This is a genomic window from Bradyrhizobium yuanmingense (assembly GCF_025200905.1).
Classification (GTDB): Bacteria; Pseudomonadota; Alphaproteobacteria; order Rhizobiales; family Xanthobacteraceae; genus Bradyrhizobium; species Bradyrhizobium yuanmingense.
On sequence record NZ_CP104173.1, the window covers coordinates 6,467,142 to 6,481,265 of the forward strand.

The 14,124-nt window shown below is 65.6% G+C and carries 12 protein-coding genes; 6 read left to right on the forward strand and 6 right to left on the reverse strand.

The genetic code is table 11. The features are described from left to right. Window positions 1-32 precede the first annotated feature (32 nt). The gene (locus N2605_RS29975) at window positions 33-584 is read right to left on the reverse strand and encodes a c-type cytochrome (RefSeq protein WP_035998026.1); all 552 of its coding nucleotides are present in this window, start codon (window positions 582-584) and stop codon (window positions 33-35) included. A gap of 231 nt (window positions 585-815) precedes the next feature. Between N2605_RS29975 and N2605_RS29980 the strand changes: the two genes are divergently transcribed. Next, on the forward strand, window positions 816-1,556 hold the full coding sequence (locus tag N2605_RS29980) for a 3-deoxy-manno-octulosonate cytidylyltransferase (RefSeq protein ID WP_035998024.1): 741 nt from the start codon (window positions 816-818) through the stop codon (window positions 1,554-1,556). Between the two features lie 21 nt (window positions 1,557-1,577). After that, complete coding sequence (locus N2605_RS29985) at window positions 1,578-2,435, forward strand: prephenate dehydratase (protein WP_057028168.1); 858 nt, start codon at window positions 1,578-1,580, stop codon at window positions 2,433-2,435. A gap of 189 nt (window positions 2,436-2,624) precedes the next feature. On the opposite strand, the gene N2605_RS29990 is transcribed toward N2605_RS29985, so the two are convergent. Beyond that, on the reverse strand, window positions 2,625-3,638 hold the full coding sequence (locus N2605_RS29990; RefSeq protein WP_260344352.1) for an LLM class flavin-dependent oxidoreductase: 1,014 nt from the start codon (window positions 3,636-3,638) through the stop codon (window positions 2,625-2,627). A 372-nt stretch (window positions 3,639-4,010) separates the two neighbouring features. Between N2605_RS29990 and metF the strand changes: the two genes are divergently transcribed. Together metF and metH are read left to right on the forward strand one after the other, a co-directional pair. Beyond that, the gene (metF, locus tag N2605_RS29995) at window positions 4,011-4,931 is read left to right on the forward strand and encodes a methylenetetrahydrofolate reductase [NAD(P)H] (protein WP_225139323.1); all 921 of its coding nucleotides are present in this window, start codon (window positions 4,011-4,013) and stop codon (window positions 4,929-4,931) included. 6 nt (window positions 4,932-4,937) lie between these two features. Then, window positions 4,938-8,780 carry a methionine synthase gene (metH, locus tag N2605_RS30000; RefSeq protein ID WP_260344355.1) on the forward strand — a complete coding sequence of 1,281 codons (3,843 nt, stop codon included), beginning with the start codon at window positions 4,938-4,940 and terminating at the stop codon, window positions 8,778-8,780. Between the two features lie 283 nt (window positions 8,781-9,063). On the opposite strand, the gene N2605_RS30005 is transcribed toward metH, so the two are convergent. Next, window positions 9,064-9,693, reverse strand: a complete 630-nt coding sequence (locus N2605_RS30005) for a glutathione S-transferase family protein (RefSeq protein WP_260344357.1) — start codon at window positions 9,691-9,693, stop codon at window positions 9,064-9,066. Window positions 9,694-9,833: 140 nt separating this feature from the next. After that, window positions 9,834-10,136, reverse strand: coding sequence for an ArsR/SmtB family transcription factor (locus N2605_RS30010; RefSeq protein ID WP_036021541.1), 303 nt, complete (start codon window positions 10,134-10,136; stop codon window positions 9,834-9,836). A gap of 27 nt (window positions 10,137-10,163) precedes the next feature. Between N2605_RS30010 and N2605_RS30015 the strand changes: the two genes are divergently transcribed. Then, window positions 10,164-11,147: a threonine/serine dehydratase gene (locus tag N2605_RS30015; protein ID WP_260344361.1), complete on the forward strand. Its 984-nt coding sequence runs from the start codon at window positions 10,164-10,166 to the stop codon at window positions 11,145-11,147. Between the two features lie 11 nt (window positions 11,148-11,158). Then, window positions 11,159-11,578: a DUF6636 domain-containing protein gene (locus tag N2605_RS30020; RefSeq protein ID WP_260344363.1), complete on the forward strand. Its 420-nt coding sequence runs from the start codon at window positions 11,159-11,161 to the stop codon at window positions 11,576-11,578. Window positions 11,579-11,746: 168 nt separating this feature from the next. Here N2605_RS30020 and N2605_RS30025 read toward each other — a convergent pair whose 3' ends face one another. Then, entirely contained in the window at window positions 11,747-12,340 is a 594-nt protein-coding gene (locus tag N2605_RS30025) for a GNAT family N-acetyltransferase (protein WP_260344365.1), read from the reverse strand. Window positions 12,341-12,609: 269 nt separating this feature from the next. Continuing rightward, the gene (gene glpK / locus N2605_RS30030; RefSeq protein ID WP_035997987.1) at window positions 12,610-14,115 is read right to left on the reverse strand and encodes a glycerol kinase GlpK; all 1,506 of its coding nucleotides are present in this window, start codon (window positions 14,113-14,115) and stop codon (window positions 12,610-12,612) included. Window positions 14,116-14,124 lie beyond the last annotated feature (9 nt).

The window sequence follows — 14,124 nt, forward strand, 5'->3', positions numbered from 1 at the left end:
CTGGCCGTATTCGAGCGCCGGTTCTTGGGACCTTATTTTGACGCCGTCGGCAGCGGCTGAGGTTTCTCCGACTGCGAATTCAGATAGGCGATGATATCGGCACGCTCGGAATCCTTGGCAACACCGGCAAAGCCCATCGCGGTGCCCGGAATGAAGCCCTTCGGATTGGCGAGGAACTTGTTGAGGTCGTCGAAGCTCCAGTTGCCACCCTTAGCCTTGATGGCTGCCGAGAAGTTGAAGCCACCACGGCCCTGGCCCTTGGGCTCGCCAACGACGCCATAGAGGTTCGGACCGACCCGGTTCGGGCCGCCCTTCTCGAAGGTGTGGCAGGCGCCACACTTCTTGGCGGCCGCGGCGCCCTTCTCGACGGAGGCGGTTTGGAGCAGCTTTTCGATCGGTTCGGACGGTGCGGCGGCGGCGCCCTCCTTGCCGGAGCCGGCATCTTGCTTGACCGCGATCTCGAAGCCCGGCTTTTCCGGCATCTTGGGGGAGAACAGCGCACTCGCGGTGAAGCTCGTCACCAGCAGGAAGAGACAGGTACCGAACACGGCGCCGAGAATCTTGTTGAGTTCGAAAGAGTCCATTTCCGGCCAGGCCCCACCGCAAGAAGGAAACAGCGGCCCGGATGGCCGCAGGACGAGCCTCGGAGAATCAAACGTTCCTTATTGTTTCCCCGAGTTTTGCCATTGAGATATCGGTTTGCCCGGGGTCTGGCAACCCGTATAAGCGACCCGGCTTCAGGCCCGTCCCCATCCCATGTCCCGGTGCGGAAAACGCTCCGTTTTCAGGCTCTTGACCTCAGACCTTTGAACCCGATGATCGATCCCCGCATCCTGGTGCTGATCCCGGCTCGCATGGCCGCCACCCGCCTGCCCGGCAAGCCGCTCGCCGATATCGCGGGATTGCCGATGATCGTGCATGTGCTGCGCCGTGCCGAGGCCGCCGCAATCGGCAGGGTCGCGGTGGCCACCGACACCGACGAGATCGCCTCGGTCGTGACCGCCCATGGCGGCGAGGCCGTGATGACCCGCGGCGACCACCCCTCCGGCTCGGACCGTATCCACGAGGCCATGCAGAAGCTCGATCCCGAGGGCAAGGCCGAGATCGTGGTCAATGTCCAGGGGGATTTCCCGACCATCACGATCGACAACATCCGCGAGGTGCTGCCGCCGCTGCAAGACCCGGCCGTGGACATCGCGACGCTGGCCTCGCGGATCCACACCGAGGAAGAGGATCTCGCCCCAAGCGTGGTGAAGGCGATCGGAACCTCGGTTGGCGGCAGGCGGATGCGCGCACTTTATTTCACCCGCGCGACCGCCCCGACCGGCGACGGACCGCGTTATCACCATATCGGCCTCTATGCCTTTCGCCGCGCCGCGCTGGAGCGCTACGTCTCTCTTCCGCCGTCTCCGCTGGAATTGCAGGAGAAGCTCGAGCAGCTCCGGGCGCTTGAGGCCGGAATGCGCATCGATTTCACCATCGTCGACACCGTGCCCCGCGGGGTCGATACGCCGGCGGACCTCGAGACCGCGCGCAGCATCCTTTCCAAATCCTGAGCCGCTGCTACAAGGCCGAGCATGAGCAAGATGAAGATCGCATTCCAGGGCGAGCCTGGCGCCAATTCCCACATCGCCATCGTCGAGGCCTATCCCGACGCCGAACCGATGCCCTGCGCCACATTCGAAGACGCGCTGTCGGCGATCTCGTCGGGCGAGGCCGATCTCGGCATGATCCCGATCGAGAATTCGGTCGCCGGCCGCGTCGCCGACATCCATCACCTCCTGCCGGCGTCCGGCCTCTTCATCGTCGGCGAATGGTTTCTGCCGGTCCGGCATCAGCTGATGGCCGTGAAGGGCACCAAGCTCGAAGACATCAAGAGCGTCGAGAGCCATGTGCATGCGCTCGGCCAGTGCCGGCGCATCATCCGCAAGCTCGGCATCAAGCCGATCGTGCATGCCGATACCGCCGGCAGCGCCCGCGACATCTCGGAGCGCAAGGACAAGACGGTGGCCGCGATCGCCTCGCGCCTTGCTGCAAAGATCTACGGTCTCGACATCCTCGCCGAGGACATCGAGGACGAGGCCCACAACACCACGCGCTTCGTGGTACTGGCGCGCGAGCCGAAATGGGCTCCCCAAGGCGCCGGGCCGCTCGTCACGACTTTTGTTTTCCGGGTGCGCAATTTGCCGGCGGCGCTCTACAAGGCGCTCGGCGGCTTCGCCACTAACGGCGTCAACATGACCAAGCTCGAGAGCTACATGGTCGACGGCAATTTCTTCGCTACGCAGTTCTATGCCGACGTCGACGGCCATCCCGATGACAAGGGCCTCGCCTTCGCCATCGAGGAGCTGAAATTTTTCTCGCGCGAGTTCCGCATCGTCGGCGTATATCCGGGCCATCCGTTCCGCGCCACGTTCAGCGAAGTGCAGGATTGATCCCTCACCCTCCCCTGGAGGGGTCCGGGAGAGCGCAGCTCGCCCGTGGGTCGCTCCCCATGGAGCGCAGCGCAATGCGTAGCGGGGTGGGTGACGGTCTCTCCACGTCGAATACTGCCCGAGTGGAGAGATCACCCCACCCCGCTCGCGCTGCGCGCAATCGACCCGCCCCCTCCAGGGGAGGGTAAGCTACCCCGCCGCTCTGAGCCCGAATGCCTCCGCCAGCAGCGAATACGACTTCTTTCGCGCCGCGTGGTCATACACCGCCGTGATCACCATCAGCTCGTCCGGCTTGCTTGCGTAGATCAGCGGCTGCAGCTTCTTCTGCACCGTCGCGGGACTGCCGACGAACAGGCGCGAGCGGTTGCGCAGGATCGAGGTGCGCTCGGCGTCCGTATACGGATAGGCCATCGCCTCCTCGACGCTCGGCAGCGGCAGATATTGACCGCGGTCGCGGCGAAGACGGTTGAGGTCGAAGGACGAGGCGAGCCTTTCGGCCTCCTCGTCGGTATCAGCCGCAATGACGGCGACCGCGAGAATGGCATGTGGGCTCGCACGCCAGGCCGAGGGTTGAAAGCGATTGCGGTAATGCACCATCGCATCGATCGCGTCGTGGGACGCGAAATGATGGGCGAAGGCGAAGCCCATGCCGACCTGGGCGGCCAATTCCGAGGAATAATCGCTGGAGCCGAGCAGCCAGATAGGCGGCAGTCTGGTGTCGTCGGGCATTGCGACGACGTTGTTGTAGGGGTGCCCCGCGGGGAATTCGCGCGTCTCCCACAGGATCAACTCGTGCAGCCGCTCCAGGAAATCGTCGCCCTCGCGGCGGTCGAGCCGGCTCCTGAGCGCGTAAGCCGTCGCACCATCGGTGCCCGGCGCGCGGCCGAGACCGAGATCGATCCGGCCCGGAAATAGCGCCTCCAGCATCTTGAAGCGCTCAGCGATGACCAGCGGCGCATGGTTGGGCAGCATCACCCCGCCGGAACCGACGCGGAGGTGCTTCGTCACCGCCGCGATCTGGCCGATCATCAGGTCGGGCGCGGGGCTCGCGACGGAGGCGAGATTGTGATGCTCGGCGAGCCAGTAGCGGACATAGCCGAGGCCATCGACGTGACGCGCCAAATCGATGCTGTTGCGCAGCGCCGCGGCCGGCTTGGTGCCTGTTGTGACGACGGAGAGGTCGAGGACGGAGAGCGGGATCATGACGGCTTAACCTAATGGAGGCGGTCGCGGCGGCAATGGGCAGGCTGCGCAGGCCTGACGTGTACGGACGGGCGGGCACGCCAACGGCTGGAGTTGGGACAACCGCCGCTACTTTGCAGACGGTTTTGGTCTGCCCACCAAGAAAGTCGTTCACAAAAGATGGCTGACGAGAGAAAATATCTGAGAATTAAACAACTTATGTCATTCAGCACGCTTCCCACCCAAAACATGATTCGCCAGAAAGACCCCGTAAACTGTACCTGAATGGGCAACTTCCCATGCATGATGGGCTGTCGATCAAGGGGCCTTTGCCGTATTTTAGCTCTCCGAGGCTAGACCGATCGCCGGCCTGACATTGGAGTGAGTGGCGCCATGACTGACCTGACGACGCCTGCGACAGCCGACCGGCAGGACAGGCACCTGAAGCGGCCCGCGATCTCCTTCGAGTTCTTTCCGCCGAAGACGGAAGAGATGGAGCGCAATCTCTGGGAGACCATCAACCGGCTGGCCCCGCTCGAGCCGAAATTCGTCTCGGTGACCTATGGCGCCGGCGGCTCGACCCGCGAGCGCACCCATTCGACCATCACGCGCATCCTGAAAGAGACCGCGCTGCTGCCGGCGGCGCATCTGACCTGCGTCGGCGCTTCGCGCGGCGAGATCGACGAGATCGTCGACCGCTATCACGAGGTCGGCGTCCGCCACATCGTGGCCTTGCGCGGCGATCCCGTCGGCGGCATCGGCACGCCCTATTCGAGCCATCCCGAGGGTTATCAGAGCTCGGCCGAGCTCGTCGCCGGCATCAAGAAGCGGCACGGCGACATCGAGGTCTCGGTCTCTGCCTACCCCGAGAAGCACCCCGAAGCGCGCGACTTCGATGCCGATATCGACACGCTCAAGGCGAAGGTCGATGCGGGCGCGACGCGCGCGATCACGCAGGTGTTCTTCGACAACGATCTCTACTTCCGCTATCTCGACCGCGTGCGTGCGCGCGGCATCGACATCCCCGTAGTGCCGGGCATCATGCCCATGCACAACTTCAAGCAGGCGCGCAATTTCGTGACCCGTGCCGGCACCACGGTGCCCGACTGGTTCGCGGCGAAGTTCGAAGGGCTCGATGACGATGCCGAAACGCGCAAGCTGGTGGCCGCGACCGTTGCGGCCGGCCAGGTGCAGAAGCTCGCCAAGCACGGCGTCGACACCTTCCATTTCTACACCATGAACCGCGCCGATCTCGTGTTCGCGATCAGCCATTTGCTCGGCATTCGCGCCAAGAGCGCGCAGAAGGCGGCGTAAGAGAACATGACCGTGACCGTCTCTCCGAAGCGAACTGCCCTTCTGAACGCCGCGCGCGAGCGCATCCTGGTGCTCGACGGCGCCATGGGCACGATGATCCAGAATCTGCAGCTCGACGAGAAAGCCTTCCGCGGCGAGCGCTTCAAGAACTTCCATCGCGACCTGCGCGGCAACAACGATTTGTTGATCCTGACCCAGCCGCAGGCGATCGAGGACATCCACGCCGCCTATTTGCGCGCCGGCGCCGACATCGTCGCGACCAACACGTTCTCGACGACCTCGATCGCGCAGGCCGATTACGACCTCACCGACATCGTCTACGAGATGGCGCGTGAAGGCGCCCGCCTCGCCGGCAATGCTGCACGGCGCGTCGAAGCCGAGGACGGCAAGCCGCGCTTCGTCGCCGGCGCCATCGGCCCCACCAACCGCACGGCCTCGATCTCGCCCGATGTTTCCAATCCCGGTTACCGCGCCGTCACCTTCGACGATCTGCGCAAGTCCTATGGCGAGCAGATCCGCGGGCTGATCGACGGCGGCGTCGACCTCCTGCTGGTCGAGACCATCTTCGACACACTCAACGCCAAGGCGGCGCTCTATGCGATCGCCGAGATCACCGAAGAGCGCGGCATCGACGTGCCCGTGATGGTGTCGGGCACCATCACCGACAAGTCCGGCCGCCTGCTGTCGGGCCAGATGCCGGAAGCGTTCTGGAATTCGGTGCGGCACGCCAAGCCCGTTACCATCGGCTTCAACTGCGCGCTCGGCGCGGAAGACCTGCGCGCGCATATCGCCGATATCGGCCGCGTCGCCGACACGCTGGTCTGCGCCTATCCCAATGCCGGCCTGCCGAACGAGTTCGGCCAGTATGACGAGACGCCCGAATACATGGCGCGGCTGATCGGCGAGTTCGCGCGCGACGGCCTCGTCAACATCGTCGGCGGCTGCTGCGGTACGACCCCGGACCATATCGCGGCGATTGCCGCGGCAGTGGCGCCGCACAAGCCGCGCATCGTGCCGGAGATCACCCCGCGCCTGCGGCTTTCCGGACTCGAGCCGTTCGTGCTGACGGACGCGATTCCGTTCGTCAATGTCGGCGAGCGCACCAACGTCACGGGCTCGGCGCGCTTCCGCAAGCTGATCACCGCTGGCGACTACACCGCCGCGCTCCAGGTCGCGCGCGATCAGGTCGAGAACGGCGCCCAGATCATTGACGTCAACATGGACGAGGGCCTGCTCGATTCCGAAGCGGCGATGGTGACGTTCCTCAATCTCCTCGCCGCCGAGCCCGACATCGCGCGCGTGCCCGTCATGGTCGATTCCTCGAAATTCTCGGTGATCGAAGCCGGCCTGAAATGCGTGCAGGGCAAGCCGGTCGTCAACTCGATCTCGATGAAGGAAGGCGAGGAGAAGTTCATCCACGAGGCGCAGATCGCCCGTCGCCACGGCGCGGCCGTTGTCGTGATGGCGTTCGACGAGGTCGGCCAGGCCGACACGTTCGCGCGCAAGACCGAGATCTGCAAGCGCGCCTACGACATCCTGGTGAACAAGGTCGGCTTCCCGCCGGAAGACATCATCTTCGATCCAAACATCTTCGCGATCGCGACCGGCCTCGAGGAGCACAACAATTACGGCGTCGACTTCATCGAGGCGACGCGCTGGATCCGGCAGAACCTGCCGGGCGCGCATGTCTCGGGCGGCGTCTCCAATCTGTCGTTCTCGTTCCGCGGCAACGAGCCGGTGCGCGAAGCCATGCATTCGGTGTTCCTGTATCACGCCATCAAGGCCGGCATGGACATGGGCATCGTCAATGCCGGACAGATGATCGTTTATGACGACATCGACCCGGAGCTGCGGCAAGTGTGCGAGGACGTCGTCCTCAACCGTGACGCGGGCGCCTCCGAGCGGCTGCTGGCGCTGGCGGAGAAGTTCCGCGGCAAGAAGACCGAAGGCAAGGAAGCCGATCACGCCTGGCGCGAATGGCCGGTGGAGAAGCGGCTGTCGCATTCGCTGGTGCACGGCATCACCGAGTTCATCGAGCAGGACACCGAGGAGGCCCGCAAGAAATCCTCGCGCCCGCTCGACGTCATCGAGGGCCCGCTGATGGCCGGCATGAACGTGGTCGGCGACCTCTTCGGCGACGGCAAGATGTTTTTGCCGCAGGTGGTGAAGTCTGCCCGCGTCATGAAGCAGGCCGTCGCTTACCTCATGCCGTTCATGGAGGAGGAGAAGGCGCGCAACCTTGCGAGCGGCATCGGCACCGAGGGCTCCTCGTCCGCCGGCAAGATCGTGCTCGCGACGGTGAAGGGCGACGTCCACGACATCGGCAAGAACATCGTCGGCATCGTGCTCCAGTGCAACAATTTCGAGGTCATCGACCTCGGCGTGATGGTGCCGGCGGCGAAGATCGTCGAGACCGTGAAGGCCGAGAAGGCCGACATCGTCGGCCTGTCCGGCCTGATCACGCCCTCGCTCGACGAGATGGCGTTCTTCGCCGGCGAATTGCAACGCGAGGGCTTGAGGCTGCCGCTCCTGATCGGCGGCGCCACCACCAGCCGCGTGCATACGGCCGTCAAGATCGACCCGAGCTATCGCGCCGGTCCCGTCGTGCATGTCAACGACGCCAGCCGCGCGGTCGGCGTCGCCTCCGCGCTGCTCTCGCCGGAGAAGCGCGAGGCCTATGCGGCCGAGGTGCGGGCCGAATACGCCAAGATCTCGGAGGCGCATCTGCGCGCGCAGTCCGACAAGAAGCGGCTGAAACTGGCTGACGCGCGCGCCAACCGCGTGCCGGTCGATTTTGCCAAGAACAAGCCGGTGAAGCCGACTTTCCTCGGCACCAAGAGCTTCGACGATTACGATCTCGCCGAGCTCGTCGACTGCATCGATTGGACGCCGTTCTTCCAGACCTGGGAGCTCGCCGGACGCTTCCCCGCCATCCTCGACGATTCCAAGGTCGGCGAGGTCGCGCGCTCGCTCTATGACGATGCGCGCAAGATGCTCGACACCATCGTCAAGGAGAAGTGGTTCCGGGCGCGCGCGACGATCGGCTTCTGGCCGGCGAACGCGCAAGGTGACGACATCGTGCTCTATGCCGACGATAACAGGACCAAGAGCATCGCGACGCTGCACACGTTGCGCCAGCAGCTGGAGAAGCGCGAGGGCCGCTTCAACGCCGCGCTGTCCGACTTCATCGCGCCGACCGGTGTGCCCGATTACATCGGCGGCTTCGTCGTCACCGCAGGGATCGGCGAGGATGCGGTCGCCGACCGCTTCAAGATGGCGAACGACGACTATTCCTCGATCCTGTGCAAGGCGCTGGCCGACCGCCTCGCCGAAGCGTTCGCCGAGCGCATGCATGCCCGCGTCCGCCGCGAGTTCTGGGCCTATGCGCCGGATGAGACGCTCTCGAACGAGGAGCTGATCCTGGAGAAGTACTCCGGAATCCGCCCCGCGCCCGGCTATCCCGCGCAGCCCGATCATACCGAGAAGGCGACGCTGTTCGAGCTGCTCGACGCGGAAGCCACCGCCGGGGTGAAGCTGACGGAGAGCTTTGCGATGTGGCCGGGCTCGTCAGTCTCCGGGCTCTATTTTGCCAGCCCCGAAAGCTATTATTTCGGCGTCGGCAAGATCGAGCGCGACCAGGTCGAGGACTATGCGGCGCGCAAGGGCATGAGCGTGGCGGAAGCCGAGCGCTGGCTCGCGCCGGTGCTGAACTACATCCCGTCGCAGGACAAGACCTTCGCCGCCACGCCGGCGAACGACGAGATGCCGAAAGACCTCGCCTCGCATCCGCCAGGCTGCACCTGCGCGGTGCACTTGGTCTGGCAGAAGAAGCGCGCCGGCGCGGGGTAGACGCCGCCGAAACACAAACGTGAAAAACAACCCCATGCACAGTAGCGATGGGGTTGAAAAGGCTTGACGTTTTCTGACTTGCCGAAAACGCGGTTGCGGCGTCGGGCAAAACAGGGGTATTGTGGCATCATCGGGCTGCGGTGGCCGTCCGATACTCTCGCCAGGCCCCGCGCTGTCATTCCGGGGCGCGCCTCTTGGCGCGAGCCCGGAATCCATTGCTCCACATCATCCGCTGCACGGATTCCGGGCTCGCGCTTCGCGCGCCCCGGAATGACAGAGCGCTTCACCCCTTCGGCGGGGACAGCGGCTGCACGATCTCCTTGAACGGGGCCAGCGCCTCGCAGCGCTCGCTATGGGCCTCGAGCGCGGGATAGCGCGCGGCATCGAACAGTTGCGAATGCGCTTCGCGGGTGAAGCGGACGACGCAGGCGACGGCAACGTCTGCGTGGCCGATGCGGTCACCCAACCAATACGGCGTCGTCACCCTGGCGCGCTCGGCCTCGAGCACTTTCAGCACGTCCGCGATCTGCGCCTGGCAACGCTCGACCCACAGCGCGAGCTGCTCCTTCCGGAGCACGCGCTCGTAGAGCAGGCTCACCGCCTTGTCGCCGAGGCCGGAAGCGAGCGCGCAGATGCGCAAATGCTTGCGCCGCTCGGTGCCGCCGCGCGGCAGCATGGCCTTGTCCGCGCCGACGAGGTCATCGAGATAATCGAGGATGATCGTGCTCTCGATCAAAGCCTCGCCGTCGTCGAGCACCAGGGTCGGCACGCGGCGGAGCGGATTGTACGGCGCGATCTTGTCGGCATCGCCGAAGGTCGACCATGGCCTGTGCTCGAAGGCGAGCCCGTAAAGCCGGAGCGCAATCGCGACGCGGCGGACGAAGGGGGAATCATATTGGCCGATCAGGAACATGGTTCTCGCTCTTCTCGATCATTGAACACGACAGGGCCGATCAGTCTCCACGACCAGCTCGGCGCGGCGCAACAAATATCTCGGAAACGGAGCATTGCGCCGGCTGCAACGACCCGCGACGGCCTCACCGCGCACCACGCTCAAAGGCCGTCCTGGATCGAGCGCTTGATCGCGGCAATGGCGGTCTCGTTGCGCTTGTACATGGTCCACTGCTTGATCCGCTTGGCGCGCACCAGCTTGGCTGCCGTCAGCACCCGCATGTGCTCGCTCAATGTCGGCGCGCTGACCCCGAGCTTTTCGGCGATCAGCAATCCGCAGACACCGTCCTCGACCAGGTCGCCGTCTTCCTGCTCGCGAAAATGCTTCCGCGGATCCCGCAGCCATTCCAGGATCTGCAGGCGGCGTTCGTTGGCGAGCGCGCGCAGGGCGACGGCAAATTTCATTTAGCCATTTTGCTAATTACCTAATTGATGTCAACTCTCAGTTGGGCTATCCTGGACGGCATCATGACAGCGACAATGGACATCACACGGGAGCGGATTGCGGGGACCGAGCCGGTCATCCGTCCGCATATCAGGCGCACGCCGCTGCTTCAGGCCGATCTCGCCGATTTCGGCCTGGCGGCGGCGCCTGTTACCTTCAAGCTCGAGATGCTGCAGCATTCCGGATCGTTCAAGGCGCGCGGCGCCTTCGCCAATCTGCTGCTGCGGCAGGTGCCGCAGGCCGGTGTGGTCGCCGCATCCGGCGGCAATCACGGCGCCGCCGTTGCCTATGCCGCGCATCGGCTCGGCATTCCCGCCACGATCTTCGTGCCCGACATCACCTCGCCGGCCAAGGCCGAGCGGATCAGGACCTATGGCGCAAAGCTCGTGATCGCCGGCAGCCGCTACGCCGATGCGCTCGCCGCGAGCGAGGCGCATGTCGCGCAGACCGGCGCGCTGGCCGTCCATGCCTACGATCAAGCCGAAACCCTGCTCGGCCAGGGCAGCGTCGGGCTGGAGCTTGAGCAGGACGCGCCCGGCATCGACACGCTGCTGGTGGCGGTCGGCGGCGGCGGGCTGATCGGCGGCATTGCGGCGTGGTACGGCGGCCGGACACGCATCGTCGCGGTCGAGCCCGAACAATCGCCAACGCTGCATGCCGCGTTCGAGGCAGGCGCGCCGGTCGATGCGCCGGCCGGCGGCATCGCCGCCGACAGCCTTGCGCCGCGCCGCGTCGGCGCGCTGATGTTTCCGGTCGCGCGGGCAAATGTCGAGCGCGTCGTCCTGGTCAGCGACGATGCGATCCGGCAGGCCCAGTCCGCGCTGTGGTCGCACTTGCGCCTCGTGGCCGAGCCCGGCGGCGCAGCTGCATTTGCCGCGGTGCTCTCCGGCCGCTATCGTCCCTCGGCCGGCGAGCGCATCGCAGTCCTGGTCTGCGGCGCCAACACGACGGCGGTGAATTTCGACAGCTGAGCGGGAATGACATGACGCGACCGCGCGGACTGGTCCTGATGGCGATCCTGCTGCCGATGATCGGCGCCGCCCACGCGCAGGACCGCCCGATCGGCTTTCTGACGCCGTCGAAGAACATCGCCTGCCAGTTCTTCACCGACAACGGACAGGGCGTGCTCCGCTGCGACATCATGAACATGGACGTGCGCCCGCGCCGGCCCGCCGATTGCGAGCTCGACTGGGGCCACGCCTTCGAGATGAGCGCGAAGGGCGCAGCAAGCCGCATCTGCGCCGGCGACACCGTGATGGACCCCTCGCTGCCGGTGCTGGCCTATGGCGAGGTGTGGCAGCGCGGGGGATTCACCTGCAGGTCGGAGCAGATGGGGCTGACGTGCTTCAACGCGATGCAGCGGGGGTTTTCGCTGGCGCGGGGGAAGCAGGACGTGTTTTGAGATCGTAGAACGGCAGCGCAGACTCCCGTCATTGCGAGCCACCGGGTCCGCGCAAAGCGCGGCCCGATGACAGGCTCCGCGAAGCAATCCAGAATCTCTCCGTGCGGACACTCTGGATTGCTTCGTCGCAAGGGCTCCTCGCAATGACGGTGAGGAGGCAGTCGCGCACTATTCAATGATCGGCACGTGCTTCGCCGCATCGCGCGGCGCCGTGCCATCAAGCCGCGGATCATCCGCCACTTCGATCTGGCGGCGGAAGGGGCGAAAGCCGGAGCGCTGGTAGAAGGTAACGGCCGATGGGTGGTCGAGGGTGCAGGTGTGGACCCAGACGCGGCGGACGTCGTGTGACCAAGCGCGCTCCAGCGCGCGGTTCATCAGGAAGCGGGCGGCGCCGGTGCCGATCAAGGGGGCGGTGACGCCGAAATAGGTCAGCTCGCACTGGCCGCGCTCGCGGAAGTCGAGCTCGAGCAGGCCTTCGTCGCGGCCGTCGGCGACCAGGGCATAGACCTCGATTCCAGGCGCATGGATGATCGCGGCGAGCTCAGCGTCGGTCATGCGCGCGCGCGAGAACCACAGCCAGCCCTCGCCGACGCGGCGGAAGAGATCGCGGTACCAGGGAAGCGCGGGGGCATCGACCTTGCGCAAGGTCCAGGCGCCGGGCGGATCATCGCGGCGCGCGGGCGGTGCAGTCATCTCCAGATGGGTGACAATTGCGGCGATCTTGCCGTTCGGGACGTCGGAATAGCCGTCGGGGACGATCATGTTTCGTTTCTTCTTTTGTTAGCGGTTTGCGGGCGGCGCCGTTGGAGGCACCACAGCAGCGCCACACTCCGTCATTGCGAGCGCAGCGAAGCAATCCAGGATCTTTCCGCAGAGGCAGTCTGGATTGCTTCGTCGCAAGAGCTCCTCGCAATGACGGTGTAGAGGCGGTGGTGTAGCCCGGATGGAGCGCAGCGCAATCCGGGATTTGTGCCACCATCGACAGCGGACCCGGATTACGCTGCGCTCCATCCGGGCTACGACATTTGCCGCTACCCCTCCCCCTCGTCGCTCGCCAGCACGCCCTTTACCGCGCGCGCCCAGCCGGCGAGCTTCCGCTCGCGCGTGGCCTGGCTCATGTTGGGCTTGAAGCGGTGCTCGAGGCGCCAATTGTCGGCGAATTTGGTCGGCTCGGGATAGACGCCCGCCTGGAGGCCGGCGAGGTAGGCCGCGCCCAGCGCGGTGGTCTCCTGGATCACGGGGCGGTCGACCGGGGCATCCAGGAGATCGGCGAGGCGCTGCATGGTCCAGTCGGAGGCGGTCATGCCCCCGTCGACGCGGAGCACGACGCTTGCGGTTTCCGAACTCGGCCAGTCCGCGCGCATTGCGGCCCAGAGGTCGAAGGTCTGGTAGCAGACGCTTTCCAGCGCGGCATGGGCGAGCTCGGCGGGGCCGGTGTTGCGGGTGAGGCCGAACAGCGCGCCGCGGACGCGCGGATTCCAATAGGGCGCGCCCATGCCGACGAAGGCGGGGACCAGGTAGACGCTCTGCATGGAGTCCGACTGATCGGCAAGCGGTCCGGTTTCGGCGGCATGCTTGATGATGCCGAGGCCGTCGCGCAGCCATTGCACAGCGGAGCCGGCGACGAAGATCGAGCCTTCCAGCGCGTAGGTGCGTTTGCCATCGAGCTGATAGGCGACGGTGGTGAGCAGCTTGTTCTTGGAGACGACGGGCGTGGTGCCGGTGTTGAGCAGCGCGAAACAACCGGTGCCGTAGGTCGACTTCATCATGCCCGGGCGGAAGCAGGCCTGGCCGATGGTGGCGGCCTGCTGGTCGCCGGCGATGCCGGCGATGACGATGGGGCCGCCGAACAGGTCCGGCGTGCTCTCGCCGAAGCGGGCGGAGGAATCCTTCACCTCGGGCAGCATCGAGCGAGGCACGCCGATGATCTCCAGCAGCTCGTCGTCCCACGCGCCGGTGTGGATGTTGAACAGCAGCGTGCGCGAGGCGTTGGTGGCGTCGGTGGCGTGCACCTTGCCGCCGGTGAGGCGCCAGAGCAGATAGCAATCGATGGTGCCGAACATCAATTCGCCGCGCGCGGCGCGCGCGCGGGCGCCGGGGACGTGGTCGAGGATCCAGGCGACTTTGGTTCCGGAGAAATAGGGATCGATGATCAGGCCGGTCTTCTCAGAGATCACGGGCTCGCGGCCTTCTGCCTTGAGCTTGGCGCAGATGTCGGCGGTGCGGCGGTCCTGCCAGACAATGGCGCGGTGCACGGCCTGGCCGGTGGCGCGGTCCCACACCACGGTGGTCTCGCGCTGGTTGGTGATGCCGATCGCGGCGATGTCCTTTGCGGTGATCCCGGCATGCTCGATCGCTTCGCGGCAGACCATCACGGTCGAGGTCCAGATGTCCTCCGGCTCGTGCTCGACCCAGCCGGAGGCCGGAAAATGCTGCGGAAACTCGGCCTGCGCCTTCGCCGCGATGGAAATATCGCCGCGAAACACGATCGCGCGCGAAGAGGTGGTGCCCTGGTCGATGGCGAGGACGAAAGACATGGCGGCTTA